The organism is Chloroflexota bacterium (assembly GCA_013152435.1).
In the GTDB taxonomy this organism is placed as follows: Bacteria; Chloroflexota; Anaerolineae; order DUEN01; family DUEN01; genus DUEN01.
Genome location: JAADGJ010000037.1, coordinates 68,924 through 86,699, shown reverse-complemented (window position 1 = coordinate 86,699; position 17,776 = coordinate 68,924). Strand labels below are relative to the sequence as shown.

The 17,776-nt window shown below is 64.1% G+C and carries 14 protein-coding genes and 2 rRNA genes; 11 read left to right on the top strand and 5 right to left on the bottom strand.

All coding sequences use genetic code 11. The annotated features are described in order from the left end of the window. The 9 genes from GXP39_04960 to GXP39_04920 all read left to right on the top strand — a co-directional run. Nucleotides 1-369 (top strand): 23S ribosomal RNA (locus tag GXP39_04960); the annotation flags it as partial. Nucleotides 370-466: 97 nt separating this feature from the next. Then, nucleotides 467-583 (top strand): 5S ribosomal RNA (rrf, locus tag GXP39_04955). A 315-nt stretch (nucleotides 584-898) separates the two neighbouring features. Further along, nucleotides 899-2,263: a UDP-N-acetylglucosamine diphosphorylase/glucosamine-1-phosphate N-acetyltransferase gene (gene glmU, locus GXP39_04950; protein ID NOZ27388.1), complete on the top strand. Its 1,365-nt coding sequence runs from the start codon at nucleotides 899-901 to the stop codon at nucleotides 2,261-2,263. Between the two features lie 30 nt (nucleotides 2,264-2,293). Then, nucleotides 2,294-3,610, top strand: coding sequence for an HlyC/CorC family transporter (locus GXP39_04945; GenBank protein NOZ27387.1), 1,317 nt, complete (start codon nucleotides 2,294-2,296; stop codon nucleotides 3,608-3,610). Further along, nucleotides 3,607-4,011 carry a cytidine deaminase gene (cdd, locus tag GXP39_04940; GenBank protein NOZ27386.1) on the top strand — a complete coding sequence of 135 codons (405 nt, stop codon included), beginning with the start codon at nucleotides 3,607-3,609 and terminating at the stop codon, nucleotides 4,009-4,011. Before GXP39_04945 ends, cdd begins: the two co-directional genes overlap by 4 nt. Before the next feature lie 90 nt (nucleotides 4,012-4,101). After that, nucleotides 4,102-4,413: a hypothetical protein gene (locus GXP39_04935; protein NOZ27385.1), complete on the top strand. Its 312-nt coding sequence runs from the start codon at nucleotides 4,102-4,104 to the stop codon at nucleotides 4,411-4,413. A 9-nt stretch (nucleotides 4,414-4,422) separates the two neighbouring features. Continuing rightward, the gene (gene recO / locus GXP39_04930; protein ID NOZ27384.1) at nucleotides 4,423-5,202 is read left to right on the top strand and encodes a DNA repair protein RecO; all 780 of its coding nucleotides are present in this window, start codon (nucleotides 4,423-4,425) and stop codon (nucleotides 5,200-5,202) included. Next, nucleotides 5,202-5,579, top strand: a complete 378-nt coding sequence (locus GXP39_04925; protein ID NOZ27383.1) for a hypothetical protein — start codon at nucleotides 5,202-5,204, stop codon at nucleotides 5,577-5,579. Before recO ends, GXP39_04925 begins: the two co-directional genes overlap by 1 nt. A 191-nt stretch (nucleotides 5,580-5,770) precedes the next feature. Then, nucleotides 5,771-8,788 carry a glycine--tRNA ligase subunit beta gene (locus GXP39_04920; GenBank protein ID NOZ27382.1) on the top strand — a complete coding sequence of 1,006 codons (3,018 nt, stop codon included), beginning with the start codon at nucleotides 5,771-5,773 and terminating at the stop codon, nucleotides 8,786-8,788. A gap of 74 nt (nucleotides 8,789-8,862) precedes the next feature. Here GXP39_04920 and GXP39_04915 read toward each other — a convergent pair whose 3' ends face one another. Beyond that, the gene (locus GXP39_04915; protein NOZ27381.1) at nucleotides 8,863-9,762 is read right to left on the bottom strand and encodes a quinate 5-dehydrogenase; all 900 of its coding nucleotides are present in this window, start codon (nucleotides 9,760-9,762) and stop codon (nucleotides 8,863-8,865) included. Between the two features lie 186 nt (nucleotides 9,763-9,948). Here GXP39_04915 and GXP39_04910 point away from each other — a divergent pair, with 186 nt between their 5' ends. Continuing rightward, nucleotides 9,949-12,510, top strand: coding sequence for an SMC family ATPase (locus GXP39_04910; protein NOZ27380.1), 2,562 nt, complete (start codon nucleotides 9,949-9,951; stop codon nucleotides 12,508-12,510). Between the two features lie 94 nt (nucleotides 12,511-12,604). Here the strand turns inward: GXP39_04910 and GXP39_04905 are convergent, their stop codons facing one another. The 4 genes from GXP39_04905 to GXP39_04890 form a co-directional block, all read right to left on the bottom strand. Continuing rightward, nucleotides 12,605-13,288 (bottom strand): exosortase-associated EpsI family protein, encoded by a 684-nt coding sequence (locus GXP39_04905; protein ID NOZ27379.1) that lies wholly within the window; start codon nucleotides 13,286-13,288, stop codon nucleotides 12,605-12,607. Beyond that, nucleotides 13,258-14,094, bottom strand: a complete 837-nt coding sequence (locus GXP39_04900; protein NOZ27378.1) for an exosortase/archaeosortase family protein — start codon at nucleotides 14,092-14,094, stop codon at nucleotides 13,258-13,260. The genes GXP39_04905 and GXP39_04900 overlap by 31 nt, the downstream gene beginning before the upstream one ends. 341 nt (nucleotides 14,095-14,435) lie before the next feature. After that, the gene (locus tag GXP39_04895; GenBank protein NOZ27377.1) at nucleotides 14,436-15,815 is read right to left on the bottom strand and encodes a hypothetical protein; all 1,380 of its coding nucleotides are present in this window, start codon (nucleotides 15,813-15,815) and stop codon (nucleotides 14,436-14,438) included. Then, on the bottom strand, nucleotides 15,799-16,455 hold the full coding sequence (locus tag GXP39_04890; protein ID NOZ27376.1) for a TetR family transcriptional regulator: 657 nt from the start codon (nucleotides 16,453-16,455) through the stop codon (nucleotides 15,799-15,801). The genes GXP39_04895 and GXP39_04890 overlap by 17 nt, the downstream gene beginning before the upstream one ends. 347 nt (nucleotides 16,456-16,802) lie before the next feature. Here GXP39_04890 and GXP39_04885 point away from each other — a divergent pair, with 347 nt between their 5' ends. Then, a complete protein-coding gene (locus tag GXP39_04885) occupies nucleotides 16,803-17,765 on the top strand; it encodes a hypothetical protein (protein NOZ27375.1) in 963 nt (320 codons plus the stop codon). The last annotated feature ends 11 nt before the right edge of the window (nucleotides 17,766-17,776 follow it).

The window sequence follows — 17,776 nt, the reverse complement described above, 5'->3', positions numbered from 1 at the left end:
AGTAGGTCCCAAGGGTTGGGCTGTTCGCCCATTAAAGCGGTACGCGAGCTGGGTTCAGACCGTCGTGAGACAGGTCGGTCTCTATCCGCTGCGGGCGTAGGGGATTTGAGGGGAGCTGCCCCTAGTACGAGAGGACCGGGGTGGACAGACCGCTGGTGTGCCAGTTGTCCCGCCAGGGGCATCGCTGGGTAGCCATGTCTGGAAGGGATAACCGCTGAAAGCATCTAAGTGGGAAGCCCCCCCCAAGATGAGATCCCCCATCCCGTTAAGGGAGTAAGTGCACCGGGAGACTACCGGTTCGATAGGCGGCAGGTGTACGCACAGCAATGTGTTTAGCCGAGCCGTACTAATGCACGAGGGCTTACTCCACGCGAGATCGCAGCAATTGAACTTCATATCCTATTCGGTTCTCCAGTGAGTTAATCGCAAATTGAGAACCTATCGTTTCCAACTGCAGAAAAGCTCTGTTGGTGACTTGAGCGGAGGGGGTACACCCAGTTCCATCCCGAACCTGGAAGTTAAGCCCTCCAGCGCCGATGGTAGTGGGGGCGCGAGCCCCTGCGAGAGTAGGTCGTTGCCAACAGAGCTTTTTTCATGCCCTGGAGGGTGATTCCCTCCCCCAGGGATGGCTATGCGAGGTTTATCAGGATAGGTAGGGCCCTTTTACCCATCTATGAGTACTTGTAGCGATAGGCTTGGTCAAACCGTGATCCCTTGCACTGCCGGGTGCGAGACCTTGACAGAGGAGGATCCCTCCTCTAGTTATTATGCCGCTTATGATGATCTAAGACCTCGGCGATTCGAGCTTTCAGCCAGGCGAGGTGGTCCCTATGCTCCATAACCGCTTCGCCTGGCTTTTCCTTTTATCGCGATCACATCCCTATCAGGAGCTCTCACGATGACACACGATCTGGCCGTTGTGATCCTGGCGGCTGGCCAGGGAACCCGCATGCGCTCATCACTCCCCAAGGTGCTGCACCCCATCGCGGGCAAGCCCATGATCCGTTACGTGGTGGATCATGCCGCCGGTCTGACGGATCGTCCCCCTGTGGTTGTGATCGGCGTCGGGGCGGACGCCGTGCGCGCGGAGCTTGGAGAGAGCGTGACGTACGTGGTCCAGCCGGAGCAGTTGGGCACCGGCCATGCCGTCGCTCAGACCCGTCCCGTCCTGGAGGGCCAGGTGCGGCATATCCTGGTCTGCTACGCGGATATGCCTTTGCTGCGCGCCGAGACGCTGCGACGCCTGGTGGAGATGCAGGCGACCAATGATGGGCCGATGACGATCCTCACCGTCATCAGCGAGGACTCCATGGGGTTCGGGCGGGTGCTTCGTGACGAGAGCGGGCGCATCCTGAGGATCGTCGAGGAGAAGGTGGCGACCCCGGAGCAGCTTCAGATCCGCGAGCTGAACGCCGGCGTGTACTGCTTCCGTGAGGATTGGCTGTGGGAGCATCTGGACCGGCTGTCGCTCAGCCCGGTGGGCGAGTACTACCTGACCGACCTGATCGGGATGGCATCGGACGAGGGACAACAGGTCCTGGCGTACACGATCCATGATGTCGAGGAGGTGCAGGGCGTCAACAATCGCATCCACCTGGCCCGGGCGGAGGCGATCGTGAGGCGTCGGATCAACCAGCGCTGGATGCTGGAGGGGGTCACCTTCATCGCCCCGGATGTGACCTACGTCGATGAGACGGTGAAGATCGGCCGGGACACGGTGATCCACCCGAATACCCATCTGCGCGGGGAGACCTCCATCGGCGAGGGATGCGAGATCGGCCCCAACGCCGTGATCCGCGATAGCCGGATCGGCGACCGATGCCGTGTGTTCGCCTCGGTGGTGGAGGAGGCGGTGATGGAGCAGGACAGCGCGGTGGGGCCGTACGCCCACCTTCGCCAGGGCGCCCATCTGGAGAGCGGCGTGTATGTGGGCAACTTCGGCGAGGTGAAGAACAGTCATTTGGGCCCTGGAACCCGGATGGGACATTTCGGCTATCTGGGGGATGCGCAGGTGGGCGCGAACGTGAATATCGGGGCGGGGACGATCACCTGTAACTATGATGGGGAGCGCAAGCATCCAACGGAGATAGGGGATGACGTTTTCCTCGGGAGCGACACGCTGCTGATCGCACCCGTTCGGATCGGCCGGGGCGCCAGGACGGGGGCGGGCTCTGTCGTCACCCATGACATCCCTGAAGGTGAGTTGGCCTATGGAGTGCCGGCACGCGTGAAGAAGAAACGGGAACGTTCAAGTTCGATCTGATCTGGAAGGAGCAAAGCGAGGCGTTTCAAGATGGACGATGGTTCTACTGGCGCGTTAGCCATCTGGCTCATCGCACTATGGGCTTCGGCCTTCGTCGCCTGGGCGGAAGTGGCACTGGCGGTAATGGGGCGACTTCGTGTGAAGCAGCTATTGGAGGGGGATATTCAGGATTCCGAGGCGATAGAGACCCTGTTCGCGAACCCCACACGTTACCTGATGACCCTCTCTGTCCTCCGGGTGCTGGCGGCGATCATGGGAGCCGGCGCGGCCGTGTGGCTGAGCTGGCGGATCCGCCCCAGCGGACTCTTCACGGTGATCGCCGTCGCCGCGACGGCCCTGGTCCTGCTCATCATCCACATCCTCACCAATGGAATCGCATCCCGGGCATCGGAGCGAACCGTCCTGCGGGCGTTCGGGCTGATTCGATGGCTTAGCTACCTGCTGTGGCCCATCACCTGGCCGTTGCAGCGGCTGGCCCGGTGGGCGCGCGGGGCCCATGCGGAGGATGCGGAAGGGGATGCGTTCCTGAATTATGAGACACTGCGCTTCCTGCTCCAGGCCGGCGAGGAGGAGGGGATGATCGAGCAGGAGGAGCAGGAGATGATCGCCAGTATCTTCGAGTTCGGGGAGACGCTGGTGCGGGAGGTCATGGTCCCCCGCATCGACATCGTCGCCATCGACGAGGAGACCTCGCTGGATGAGGCGGTCAAGGTCATCCTGGAGGCCGGACACTCCCGTATCCCCGTTTACCAGGAGAACATCGACAACATCATCGGGCTACTCTATGCCAAGGATCTCCTGCGCTACTTCGCGGAGGGGCGGACCGACGTCGAGATCCGAGAGATCTTGCGGCCGGCTTACTTCGTCCCGGAGACCAAGAAGGTGGACGAGCTGCTTCAGGAGCTCCAACAGCGCCGGGTGCACATGGCGATCGTGGTCGACGAGTACGGGGGGACGGCGGGATTGGTGACCATCGAGGACCTCCTGGAGGAGATCGTGGGCGAGATCCAGGATGAGTATGACTCTGAACAGCCCTTCGTGGAGGAGATCAGCGAGTCCGAGTTCATCTTCAACGCTCGCGTGGACCTGGACGAGGTGAACAAGCGATTGCACATCGAGCTGCCCAGTGAGGGAGGGGATACCCTGGGTGGCTTCATTTACAGCCAGTTGGGGCGGGTCCCCGTCCGCGGGGACATCATCCCGTTCGATGGCGTGACGTTGGAGGTCCTCTCGGTGGATGGACAGCGCATCGAGAGGGTGCGGGTCCGGCGAGAGCGCCCGCTATCCAACTCGGACAAGCCCTCTTCTGACGCTCCCGCTCTCCTCTCGTTCCTGATCTTCCGATGACTCAACGCTCTGATCAGGCGCTGATCCGGGCGGCGCGGGACGCGCGTGAGCATGCTCACGCCCCTTACTCCGGCTACGCCGTGGGCGCGGCCGTGCGTACCCGCTCCGGACGCATCTTTACGGGCTGTAACATCGAGAACGCCTCCTTCGGCGCGACGGTCTGCGCCGAGCGTGTGGCGCTGTGGAAGGCCGTGTCGGAGGGAGAACGGGATTTCGATGCCCTGGCCGTGGTGACGCTGAACGGCGGGAGCCCCTGTGGCCTCTGTCGGCAAGTCATGGCCGAGTTCGCACCGGAGATGCGGATCATCATCGCGGACCTGCAGGGGAATTTCAGAGAGACGACGGTCGAGGATTTGCTTCCGGATCGATTCCGTCCGGAGGACATCGTGACCGAGGATTGAAGGCCGCCGGGGCTCTCCCCCGGCGATTTGTTTGCGGGGACCCTATGCCGGTGGTATAATCTCCCCACCTCTCGCCTGGGAAGGGATCCATTGGCCGAACGTCACGACCTGAACGATTACGTGCGCCAGGTGCGCGCTCTCTGCGATGCCAAAGGCTTCTCCTCCGATCCGGATCAGTTTTGGCAGATGCTGGCCCTGATCCACACGGAGGTGAGCGAGGCCACGGACGCCTATAAGAAGGGCGAGCCGTTGGAGGCGGTCGGGGAGGAGCTGATCGACGCGATCATCCGCATCTTTCACATGCTTTCCGCCATGGGGGTGGACGCCGAGGCGCTCTTCCAGGCGAAGATGGCGAAGAACTGGGCGCGACCGTATCGCTACAATACCGTCCGTGCGAAGTAGGGCGGGCCTATGGATCAGCGCAGGCAGCGGCTTTACCGGGTGGATGGCATCATCCTGCGTCGCTCCGATATGGGCGAGGCGGATCGCCTGCTGACGGTGTTTACAGCCGAACGGGGGAAGCTGCGACTCCTGGCCAAGGGGGTCCGGAAAGTCCTGAGCCGCAAGGCCGGGCATGTGGAGCTGTTCACCCATAGCACCCTGCTGGTGGCCAAAGGGCGCACGTGGGACATCGTCACGCAGGCGGAGACGATCGAGGCGTACCGTCCGCTACGCCACGACCTGCTGCGCACGACCTATGCATATTACATCGCCGAGTTGGTGGATCGGTTCATGGAGGAGGAGGACGAGAGCCGTCCTGTCTTCTATCTGACCCGGGAGACCCTGTCGCGCCTATGCGAAGCGGACGATCCCTATCTGGTCGTTCGTTTCTTCGAATTGCGGCTGCTCTCGCTAGCCGGATACCAGCCGCAGCTTTTCGTCTGCGTGCGGTGCCGGGCGAGCTTGGAGCCTGTGATGAACTACTTCAGCCTGGAGGACGGGGGCGTTCTCTGCCCCCGCTGTGGGGAGGGGAATGCGAAGGCGCAGCCCCTGTCCGTCAATGTGCTGAAGGTGTTGCGCTTCATTCAGACGCGAGAGTACGATCTGGTGCGTCGCCTGAACCTGAGGCCGGAGTTGCGCACGGAGGTGGAGCGCCTGCTCTATCGTTACATCGTCTATGTGCTGGAGCGCAACCTGCAATCGGTCGATTTCCTGTGGACGCTGCGACGCCAGATGGGGTGGGCGGCCTGATGCATATCTCAGAATATCAGCGCTGGCTGGAGGAGTGGGATCGGGCACGCGGCTGGGATCGGGTGTTGCCCAGCCACACGCTGGTGCACGCCCTGGAGGAGATGGGCGAGGTGGCCCGTCTGGTGCTGCAGTGGGAGGGGTACAAGCCCGCGGAGGATGAGGCGCGGGTCCAGGAGGCCCTGGCGGAGGAGTTGTCCGACCTCTTCGTGTTCCTGTTCAAGCTGGCCTACCAGTGCGGAATCGATGTCGAGGCCGCTTTGCGGGCCGGACAGATCAAAGCGGATCGCCGTTACCGCGTGGAGGATGGCGCCCCTGAGCTGGCCCGCTATCTGGAAGCTCAGGAGCGCATGCGGGCTCGCCTGAAAGGAGACGAGTGAGTGCGCTATCGAGGCGATCACATGGGCATTGGCCTCTCGGGCGGCGGTCTGGGGCCGCAGGGCGCCCGCGCGGGGGCTCTGCGGCTGTGCGAACGAGGGAAACGCGAGGCTGTGTAAGGGCATCATCTGCTGAGACGATGTGCGAGATCCCGCCGGCCACGCGTGGCCGGCGTTTTCATGGAGAGGAACGTATGGGACGAGAAGGGATCACCTTCCAAGAGATCATCATGAGGCTGGAGCGGTTCTGGGCCTCGCGTGGGTGCATCATCTGGCAGCCGTACAGCGAGAAGGTGGGCGCGGGGACGATGAACCCGGCGACGGTGCTGCGCGTCCTGGGGCCCGAGCCGTGGAACGTCGCTTATGTGGAGCCATCCTATCGCCCTGATGATGGGCGCTTCGCCGAGAATCCCAATCGCATGCAGATGCATTTCCAATATCAGGTGATCTTGAAGCCGGACCCGGGCAACCCGCAGGAGCTCTACCTGGAGAGCCTGGAGGCGATCGGCATCGATCGTCATCAGCACGATATCCGGTTCGTGGAGGACAACTGGGCCTCGCCTGCTTTGGGAGCCTGGGGGCTGGGCTGGGAGGTGTGGCTGGACGGGCTGGAGATCACCCAGTTCACGTATTTCCAGCAAGCGGGCGGCGTGTCCCTGGATCCGGTCGCCGTGGAGATCACCTATGGGCTGGAGCGCATCGCCATGTTCCTGCAGGGCGCACGAGAGGTGTGGGCGCTGGATTGGGACGGGCGGCTAAGCTATGGCGATATCCTGCGCCAACAGGAGATCGAGCATTGCCATTACGCCTTCCATGTGGCCGATGTGGAGCGGCTGAAGGAGATGTACGATCTCTTTGAGGCCGAGGCTCGCAACGCCTTAGCGCACAAGCTCGTGGTCCCCGCGCACGATTACGTGCTGCGCTGCTCCCACACGTTCAATCTGCTGGACACTCGCGGCGCCATCGGCGTCACCGAGCGGGCCAGCTACTTCGCCCGTATGCGAGATCTGGCGCGCGAGATCGCTCAGGCCTACCTGGAGCAGCGAGAGCGCCTGGAGTATCCCCTGTTGGGGGCATGGGAGGTTCCCGCCGAGACTCAGGCGCCCGCGGTGGAGGCGGAGGCCCAGCAGGAACAGGCGATGGAGGTGGATCGAGCGGATCTGTTGCTGGAGATCGGCACGGAGGAGCTGCCCGTGGGGGATGTGGCCTCTGCCCTGGAGCAGTTGCCGGATCTGGCCCGACGCCTGTTGAGCGAGGCGCGCCTGGAGTATGAGGACATGGTGGTCACGGCCACACCGCGGCGGCAGGTGCTCTATGTCAAAGGGATGGCCGGGCGGCAGGCCGAGTCCGAGCAGGTGATCAAGGGACCTCCAGCCCGCGTGGCCTACGACGACCAAGGGAATCCGACGAAGGCGGCGGAGGGATTCGCCCGACGGCAGGGAGTCCCCGTGGAGAGCCTGCAGCGGCGCCAGACGGAAGGCGGCGAGTACGTCTTCGCCGTCAAGGTGGAGCCGGGGCGACCGGCCGTGGACGTGCTTCGCGACATGCTACCGCGCCTGATCGCCGGGCTGCGGTTTGAGAAGACCATGCGCTGGGACTCGGACGGCGTTGCCTACCCTCGACCGATCCGCTGGATCGTCGCCCTGTTTGGCGAGCAGGTTATTCCGTTCCAATATGCGAAGGTGCGCAGCGGACGCACCACGCGGGGGTTGCGGATGCATGGGTCGCCCTCGCTGACCATCGAGCGGGCGGAGGAGTATTGGCGGGTGATGGCCGACGCGGACATCCTGGTGGATCGTTCCGCCCGGCGACAGCTTGTGATGACGCAGATCACCGAGCTGGCCGCCGAGGTGGATGGACAGATCCCCGATGATCCGGCCCTGCTGGACGAGGTGACCGATCTGGTGGAAACTCCCTTCGCACTGATGGGCGGCTTTGAGGAGACGTATCTGAGCCTGCCGCCTGAGGTGCTGATGACGGTCATGAAGAAGCATCAGCGCTATTTCCCCGTGGTGCACCGGGTGACCGGGAGGATCCTCCCTCGATTCATCACGGTGGCCAATGGGAAGCCGGATGACCCGGACCTTGTGCGTCAGGGATATGAGGATGTGCTGCGAGCTCGCTACGCCGACGCGGCCTACTTCTGGCGCCATGATCGCGAGCAGCCGTTGGAGAGCTACCGGCCGCGCCTGGCGACGCTCACCTTCCAGGAGAAGCTGGGCTCCATGCTGGACAAATCGGACCGGCTGATCGAGCTGGTGAAGTGGCTGGGGCCGGTATGGAAGCTGGATCCGAGATCCCAGGAGCTGGCCGAGCGCGCCGCCTACCTCTGCAAGGCGGACCTGGTCACCAGCATGGTGGTGGAGATGACCAGCTTGCAGGGGATCATGGGGCGGTACTACGCCCTGCACAGCGGTGAGCCGGAGGAGGTGGCCTGGGCCATCGAGGAGCATTATCGCCCTCGTTTCGCCGGTGATCAGCTCCCAGAGAGCCCCATCGGCACGCTGTTGGCCGTGGCCGACCGGCTGGACAGCCTGGCGGGCCTGTTCGCCGTGGGTCTGGCGCCCACCGGCGCGGCCGACCCCTTCGGATTACGGCGGGCGGCGCTGGGGCTTATCCAGATCCTGATCGGGCACCAGCGTGCCTTCTCCTTGCGGTCGGGGCTGCAGGCCGCCGCGAGGCTCCTGCCGGTAGAGGCGACGGAGGAGCACATCGAGGAGGCGGCCGCGTTCGTGGAGGGCCGCCTGCGGGCCTGGCTCCTGGACGAAGGGTACCGATACGATGTGGTGGATGCCGTGCTGGCGGAGCGCGGCGACGATCCGTACCGAGCCTATCGCACCGTCCAGGATCTGGCGGAGCTGGTAGAGGAGCCCGACTGGGGCGAACTGCTCATCGCTTACGCCCGGTGCAAGCGCATCGTACGGGACATCCAGGAGCGTTATCCCCTGCAGCCGGATCGGCTGACGGAGCCCAGCGCGCAGGCGCTATACCAGGCTTATCTGGCCGCCCGCGAGTGGGTCTCGCCCGAGGGGGACGTGGCCCAATTGGCGACCGCGCTGCGTATGCTGAAGGATCCCATCAACGCGTTCTTCACCGACATCCTGGTTATGGCGGAGGACCCGGACTTGCGGGCCGCTCGGCTGGGGCTGGTTCAGCATGTGGCGGCGCTCCCCGACGGCATCGCGGATCTCAGCCGACTCCAGGGGTTCTAGCCTTCTCAGACGGCCGCATGAGAACGGGCGATCCGTGCACGGATCGCCCGTTTCGTTTGCTCCCCGGAGCCTGCTCAGTTGAGGCGGGTGACCGTCGGGGTGATGTCCACGTGCCGCATCATCTCCAACAGCTCCTCGTGTGTCAGCGGGCGTCCCTTGCCGGCCAACGCCGTCAGGAGTGCTTCCATCACGTTGGTGCCGAAGGTGCGGCCGTTCAGCCGGGGGGTAGAGGTCACCAGGTACTTCACGCCCCGATCGCGCAGGAGGTCCATGTCCGCCTCGGTGGTGGTGTTAGTGACGATCACCTTCCCGTCCAGGCGGTCGGGGATGTGTCGCTTGATGTAGTTGAAATCACCGGCGATGACGGTGGCCCACTGATACCAGCGGCCGAATTTGGGGACGATCTCTTGCTGCTTGGCGCCGGTGGGATACAACATGCTCAGCGGCAGACGTCCCAGGACCGGCAGGAGGAGGGCCGCCAGGATACGAAGCGAGCGCAGGGAGTGGATCGGGATGGGCAAGCCCAGCGCGAACATGAAGTCGCAGTAAGTGGCCTCGTATCCCGCCTCGTGGAAGGAGAGCGCCATGTCGAACCGATCCACCGCGGTCGTGATCATAACCCGCTTCGGCTGGATCTCGTCGCCGATCTGGGACTCCACGTGTTGGGCGAGCTGTCGTTCCACGATCCGGCGTACGCCGTCCCCGTCGACGACGGGGGTGTGTCGCACGTCGGCGATCAGCTTGCGAGCGCCGTAAATGGGATAATAGCGGTCGAACACGCGCACGTTCAGGTCAATGCCCCCCACCCCGAACGCGTCCACTTTGCCGTCCAGCTCTTTGTACAGGCGTCGCGCCATCTGCTCGTCGCCGTCACAGCCGATGCGCTCGATGAGGACGCGCTCTCCCATGAACTCCAGCTCAACCCGCTTGTCCCGGATCGAGCTGCCCAGGCTGATGCTCACAACCCGTTTCATCTTGCAGGTATCCTCCTTTGCCGATCACCACCTCTCATAACACCGAAACACGGGCAAAGGTGTGAGTTGAGGGCTCGTTGGTCCTGTGGTAAACTGCCGGCGATCTCACTCCTGGCGTGGTGGTGAGAGCCCCCGGGCATCGCCCTGCGCGCGCCGATATCGATGGACGAAGCATGAGAGGATCTCATGATACCGCTCAAGCTGCAACTGCGCAACTTCATGTGTTACCGGGATAACGTGCCTCCGCTGGACTTCCGAGGGATCCACGTGGCCTGCCTGGCGGGCGACAACGGACATGGCAAATCCGCCCTGCTCGATGCGATGACCTGGGCCCTGTGGGGGAAGTCTCGCGCCTCCAGCGACGATGCGCTGATCCACCTGGGGGAGCGGGAGATGGAGGTGGAGCTGGAGTTCTCCCTGGAGGGAACTCGCTATCGGGTGATCCGGAAACGACGGAAGGGCCGCGGACGTCGCAGCGGGCAGACGGTGCTGGAGTTTCAGGTGTGGGACGGGGAGCGCTTCAAGTCTATCAGCGAGCCCACAGTGCGGGCTACGGAGAGGCGCATCCGGGAGATCCTGCATTTGGACTATGAGACCTTCATCAACTCCGCCTTCCTGGTGCAGGGGCGGGCGGATGAGTTCACCACAAAGCGGCCCGGCGAGCGCAAACAAGTGCTGGCCGACATCCTGGGGCTGGACATCTACGACGTGTACGAGGAGCGGGCCAAGGAGCGAGCGCGCGAGCGGGCCGAGATCGTGCGGGCACTGGCGGCGCAGATCCAGCAGTTGGACGAGGAGATCGCCCGCCGACCGGAGTATGAGGCGGAGGAACGAGAGGCGGCGCGCCAGGTGGCCGACCTGAGCGCCCGGCTGCGAGAGGCGGAGCGCCGACTGGACGATCTGCGCACCCGCCACCGGGATCTCTTGCACCAGCAGCAGGAGCTGGAGCGACTGACGCAGCGCCTGCAACGCAGCGAGGCCGAGCTTGAGCAACTGGAGCGCCAGCTCGCGGAGGGGAGGCGGCGTCTGGAGGCGCTGCAGGCGGTCCTCTCTGACCGGGAGAATATCGAGGCGGGATATCGCGCCTGGCAGGAGGCCCAGACGGAGGAGCGGGCGTGGCGGGATAAGCAGCTGGCCCTCTCCCAGTTGGAGGCCGAGAAGGCTCATCTGGATGGGGAGATCCAGATGGCCCGCGCGTCGATCGAGGCGGAGTTGAAGGCGCTGGAAGATCAGGTGGCCCAATGGCAGGCGCTGGTGGCCCAGATCGAGGAGCGCCGACAGGCCGTCGAGCAGGCCCGGGCGCAGCTAGAGGCGCTGGCGGAGCGGGCCGGGGAGGCAGAGCGGCTGCGCGAGCTCCTCACCGGCTGGGTCGATGAGACGGCCGCGCTGCGCACCCAGAACGATCTGCTGAAGCGGGAGATGGAGGCGCTGAAGGAGAAGATCGATCTCCTACAGACGGCGGAAGCGGCCTGTCCCCTGTGCGGGCAGCCGTTGGAGGACGCCGACCGCCAGCGGCTGACGGCCGATTTCGAAGCGGAGGGAAAGGCCAAGGCGGAGGAGTTCCGGAAGAACGCGCAGCGCATCCAGGACCTGGAGGCCGAACAGCGGGAGGCGAGAGGGCGGCTGGCGGAGATCGAGCGGGAGCTGAAGACCCAGGCCCAGTGGCAGCGCCGGCTGGCCCAGGCGGAACAGGCGCTGGGCGAGGCTCAACAGGCGGCTGAGAGGCTGGCGGAGGCCGAATCGGAGGTGCAGCGCCTGCGCGGCCTGCTGGATCGGGGCGAGTACGCGACGGAGGCGCAGGCCGCTCGGGCCCGCCTCCTTCAACGGATCGAGGAGATCGGCTATGACGCGGCCGCCCATGAGCGGGCGAGGATGAGGATCGAGGAGTACGCCCCCTTCGAGGCACGCTATAAGGAGTTGCAGCAGGCGTTGGCCCAGATCGAGGTCGAGCAGCGCGCGGTCGCACAATTGACTGAGCGCCGGGACGCGCTGGCGCGGGCCCTGGAGGAGGAGCGGCGACGTCGGAATGAGCTGGCGGACGCTGTGCGGGACCTTCCGGATGTCGAGGCGTCTGTGCAGGATCAGGACCGCGTGGTGCTCCAGCTGGCGGAGCAGGAGGAGCAGGCCCGGCTGCGCCTGGGCGCCGCGCAGCAACGTCTGGCCACGTGTGAGAAGCAGGCTCAGATACGGGCCGAGCGCCAGCGGGAGCTGGAGAAGGCGCGCGAGGAGCAGACGATCTACGAGGAGCTGCGGGAGGCCTTCGGCAAGCGGGGCTTGCAGTCGATGATCATTGAGACGGCCGTGCCGGAGATCGAGGACGAGGCCAACCGGCTGCTATCCCGCATGACCGACGGCCGGATGTCCGTCTCGCTACAGACCCAACGGGACACGAAGACAGGCAACACCGTTGAGACCCTGGATATCCTGATCCAGGACGAGGTCGGGCAACGGCCATATGAAATGTTCTCCGGCGGGGAGGCTTTTCGCGTGAACTTCGCCCTGCGCATTGCATTGAGCAAGCTCCTGGCCCGCAGGGCGGGCACGCGGTTGCAGACCCTCTTCATCGACGAGGGGTTCGGCTCTCAGGACGCGCAGGGACGCCAACGGCTGGTGGAGGCGATCCAGTCAGTCCAGGATGATTTCAAGCGGATCCTGGTAATCACGCATATCGAGGAATTACGGGACCTGTTCCCCGTGCGCATTGATGTGGTGAAGACCCCGGAGGGCTCGCAGATCAGCCTCTCTTAATGGATCCCCTCAGCATCTTTCGTCCTGGGCTGGGGGGCTCAGCGGCTCCGGCACCTTCGATCCGGGTGCGGCGGGAGGCATGGCCGGGGAGGAGTTACGGCCGTGCCGCGGTGAAGAACTCGCGGATGAAATCCTTCTGCATCTCCAACGTCTCCTCCACGGTGTTATAGAGAGGGGACGTGGTTTTGAAGAGGACCAGGCCCTGGCTGTTGTCGCGCGTCGTGCTGGGCCAGATGTAGAAGTACAAGACCACGTGGTGCGTCTGTCGATCCTCGGTGAGAGGCTTGGTCGCGACCAGGCGCAGCGCGTAGATCTCCCCCTCCTGTAAAGGGATGGGCTCGGAGGAGGCGTCGGTGGACCAGCCATCGGCCGTGTAGCAGATCTGTGGGGAGTGGAAGCTCTTCGATTTGTGGCTGCCGATCAGGCTTAGCCACACGTAGCGCCCATCCGGGCGGCTGTACAACCGTTGCACGTATTGCTCCGGCTCCAGCAGGATCAGCGCCTCCAGATTGGTCATCGGGACATCTCGCCCCTGCCATTCCCCCACGGTTAGCGGCAGCGCGTTCAGATCGGACTCCAGGCTGAAGTTGTATGGGGACTGCACGGCGCGCTCTCGCGGCGTCCGTCGCCAGTTGTCGATGTCCACGATATACGTGTAGCCGCGGCTGAGCAGCTCACGCCCGAGGACCATCTCTCCCCGGTTGATGAGCAGCACCCCGGCGGCCGCGAGCGCCAGGATGAAGAGCGTTACCAGATATCGTCGCGTATCTCTCGGCATTGGACCACCCGGCTCAGCGCCAGCAGGGCTCCGAAGGCCGTCAGGAAGAAGACGATCCCGGAGTAGTCATGGTAGAAGGAGAACCCCGCCTGGGCTCCCCAGATGTTTGCGACCACCAATAGCGAGGCCACTCGAAAGATGTTGCCCACGATGGCGATGGGGACGGTCGCCAGGGCCATGACCACCTTTCCCCAAAGCGGCCCCCGCAACACATAAATGGCGATGGCGACCAGCGTGAACAGGGCGATGATCGATCGCATGCCGCTGCATTGGGCTCCCACCACCAGGTTCGCGTTCGGCAGGGAGACCTGGAAGCCGTTGACGACCACGTTTACGCCGAACAGCTGGAGCAGGTAGCCGGAGCTCATGCCGGTGAACTGCGCCAACGGCAGGGTCTGCTCCTCGACGAAGGGCAGGGGCACCATGAAGACCAGGAACCCCAACGGGAACGCGAGCCGGCGTAGGGCCTGGGTCCCCAGCAGGAACCACACCAGCCCGGCCAGCAGGATGATGAGGGCGAAGCTGGCGATGAAGTACGCCCGGTTGACCAGTGCCCCCAGATACAGGGTCACCCCGATCCCCAGCACGATGACCCCTATGTTGGATGGACGACGGCGGATGCCCGGCCACAGCCGCCAGGCGAAGAAGGCGGCGATCGGCGGCACCAGCAGGCCGTGCGAGTAGTAGTCGTTGGTCCACCACTCGTTGATCAGCCAGCGCAGCGTGGGCAGCGCGATGACGAGAAACAGGATCCCGATCGCGAGGGCCTGCCACCATCTGCCGCGCTCTGCGGTTATCCGCTGCATCGAGATCTCACCTCTGGCGCCCTCCTGGGCGCAATCCTTGCTTATTCGCGTAGGGAGAAAGCTCCCTGAGAGCGTGTCTGATCATTCACTACGAAGACACGAAGATGTTCTAAGGCGCTAAGGGTTGTATTGAAAATGCTTCAGATTTCTCCCTGCTGAGGGGAGAGCCTCCCTATTCGCGTCTCTTGGGGGCTTCGTGTCTTGGAGGTTCTTCTTTTCAGCATTTCTCAGATATGCTCTGAGAAAGATGCCCGGTTTCGGCGGACGGCGATGGGAAACTGCCGCCCGATATCGGTCCCTTATCGAGCGTGGGGGATTATAACACAGCGGGGAGGCCGCGTCTAACGAAAATGAACCACCGGCCCGTCGATGGTCACCATCTGGTCGTCTCCCAATGTGGACGAGATGCCCGGCACGTGGGCAACGCTGGGCAGCCGCCATGCCTGTGCCAGCAAGGCGGCCGCGCTGTAGGGGGTGCCGCACTCGATCACCACTCCGCCTGCCAACGGAAACAGCAGCCCCCAGGTGGGGTCGCCGGAGGGGAGGATCAGCACGTCGCCGCGCTGGATGCGTTCCCCGTCCTCCAACCGCCGCAGCACGCGTGCCGGCCCGGTGACCGTTCCCTCCCATACGGGCCATCCCGTGCGCGGCAGGCCCTCCGGTGGATCGAGCGGGGACAAGGGGGCAGCTCGTTTCCGGTGAGCTAACAGGTCATGGATCGCCGATCGGCGGGACACGTTCCACTCCCCCGTCAGGAGCTGCTTCAGCTCCTCGATCTCCAGCAGGAACACGTCCTGGGGAGCGCGCAGGCGGCCGTCTGTGAGGCCCTCCTGCGCGGCGGCCACCGTCCAGACGCGGATGGCGTCGGCCACGTATCCCAGCGCCGCGCGGGCGTTCAGGCGCAGCGCCCAAAATGCAGCCGCCATCTCTTCGATCTCGTTTCGAGGGGATTCTCCTCCCTGGGGCGCTTCCGGGATTGTGGGGACGGTCGCCAGCGCTCTGGCGATAGCCCTCACAGGGGCGTCATCCTCTCGCCAGCGCGGGTGGGATAGCTCAAGCTCTTCGGCAGCGCGATGCCCATACCGCTCCAGGAAGAGGCTCATCTCCTGCCCACCCGTCGCGGTCGCGTGCAGGAGCCTCAACATCTTCATGTCCTCGGTCGGGCTCGAGGGGACGATTGGCGCTCCCCCCAGGCTTTGCAGCCAGGCCAGCCCCCATTCCGCCATCCAAAGGGTGCGCAGCGCTCGCGCCAGCCGGGTCTCCACCTCCTCCATCACCTGGAGAAGGGTGGCCTGCATCCAGTCCATGGCCTTCACGTGTTCCCACCAGATGCGCTGCGGTCTCGATGGATCGGATTGCTGATCCACGAAGCGCCGTAGGGCTTTCAAGCGGCGCTGTTGCTCTTTGTGCGCGCGCCACCGGGCGCGCAGGGATCCCGTCCTGGCGGGCTGTGCCGTGCCGCTTCTCCAGGGAAGGCATGTGTCCGTGCCCAGGAGCGACCTGACGAAGCCATTCAGCACGTCCAGGTTCGCGCCCGGCAGGCCATCCCTCAGGGAGAGCCATGTCCCCCGCGGGGGAGGGAGCTCCAGTTCCTCCGCGAGGAGGCGCAGGGCGCGATCGCCGGCGGAACGCAGCAGGGACCAGGAGAGCGGGGTAAGGGGGGCCGTAGCCAGATCGCCCAGAGGGGCGCGAGACCACGCTCTGTCAGTTCGAGAGGACATCCTGTGCTCGTGGCTCTAAGTACATCACGCGAGATTGGGGGGCGATACCGGATAGCAGCAGGTCTATCCGGTCTTTCAACCGGTGGCTCAGCGCGTAGGGGACGGAGCTGGTGCACCACTGGAGCAGCTCGTGAAAATACATGGCCTCGATGAGGCCCGCCAACACATCCGCCGGGACGTCGTCCCGGAACTCCCCGGTGCGTTGCCCCTGCGCGATCAGCAGTGCCATGATGCCTCGCAGGCCGAAGCGGCCGTTGCCGTTGGCCACCAGATCGCCCGCCCGCAGCGCCCGGGTTACCATCAGCCGCATCAGATCCCGATCCTCCTCGGCGCTATCCGCCAGGGAGCAGAGCAGGCGCTTGATGCGCTCGACGACGGGGAGGTTGTCCCACACGCGCAGCTCTGCCAGGGCGCGCAGCCCGCCTAGCTGCTGTTCTCCAAGGTAGAGCAGCACAGCCTCCTTGGTCGGGAAATAGTTGAAGAACGTGCCCTTGGCCACCTGTGCCGCGTCCGTGATCTCCTCTACCGTCGTGTTCTCGAACCCCTTCTCCCGGAAGAGTTGTAGGGCCGCGCGGTAGATGCGCTCCTTGCGTTCCCGCTTCTTGCGCTCCCGTACGCCGACCGAGTTGGACCGAGCCATTGCGTTCCCCCTGGATGCGGTGCTCTGGGATCGAGTCTCCATAATCATCCAAAAAAGGTGACTACGGTCAGTCTACCGCTACGGCGCTGGATTGTCAAACGGGCGAGGCGTTGTGGGGAAAGGATTGGGCTCGTTCTGTGGGCCTTTTCCCAGGCGGGGGATTGATCTGTCGCTGCCTGCCCCGGCAACACCCATGGGGAGATCCCCCGAAATCAGAGCTTTTATTACTTGACGTAAAACAAATGTTCTGGTAAAATAGGGATGCAGGAACGTCTTCCTTCCCCATATTTCGCTTAAAGGGCCTGACATGGTAAAATATGAAGGTTATGAGTGGGGAAGAAGAACGTTTGGGAGTGATCGACTCCCTCTCAGCAGGCTTTCATGCGGTCGCCCGCCATCCCTGGCTGATCCTGCCGCCGGTGGTTCTGGATCTCTTGCTGTGGTTAGGGCCACGACTGTCCGTGCGCCCATTGGTCGAGCAGATGCTGGCCCTCTGGCAGGGGGTGATGCTGTCCGGAAGTTCCGAGGCCGCGCAGCCCATGACGCGGTTGGTGACGGAGATGCTCGGAAGCGGGGGACAGGAGATGAACCTTCTGCTCTTGCTGTCCAACCGGCTGGTGGGACAGCCCAGCCTGGCGGTGTTGTTGCCGGACGGCGGGTGGGGCGGTGTCGTCGAGATCCGGAGTTTTCTCGTCGCGACGATCGGCTTCATCGTGTTCTCCGCGATCGGGTTGCTGATCGCCGCGCTTTACCTGAGCCTGATCGCCGGACAGCTGCGCGAGGATGGCCCCGATTGGCAGGGCTTCGGACGACGCCTCGTCTCCCGTTGGCTGCAGTTGGTTCTTTATCTGATCGCCTTAGCGATGATCCTTGTGGCGATCGCAGTGCCCTTTTCCGCGGCCATCACGATCGCCATGTGGCTGGGACCTACCGTCGGGACGGCTCTGATCAGCACGATCTCGATCGTCATGATCTGGTTGGTGCTGTGGATGTTTCTCTCGCTCTTCTTCGTCGCCGACGCCATCGTCCTGGACGACGTGAATGTGATCACGGCCATCTGGCGCAGCGTGAACATCGTTGGGCGCAATTTCTGGGCCACCGTGGGATTGTGGCTCTTGACCGAGCTCATCATGGTCGGGTTCTCGATCATTTGGGAGCGGTTGAGCCTGTGGCCCGCGGGTGCTGTGGTCAGCGTCGTGGCCAACGCTTACTTGGGGACCGGCCTGGCGGCGGCCAGCATCATCTTCTATCGAGATCGTTATCGGCGATGGCAGCTTCAGCGGCGTGATCGCGTTCGGCCGGTTTCGTGAAAGAGGACTTG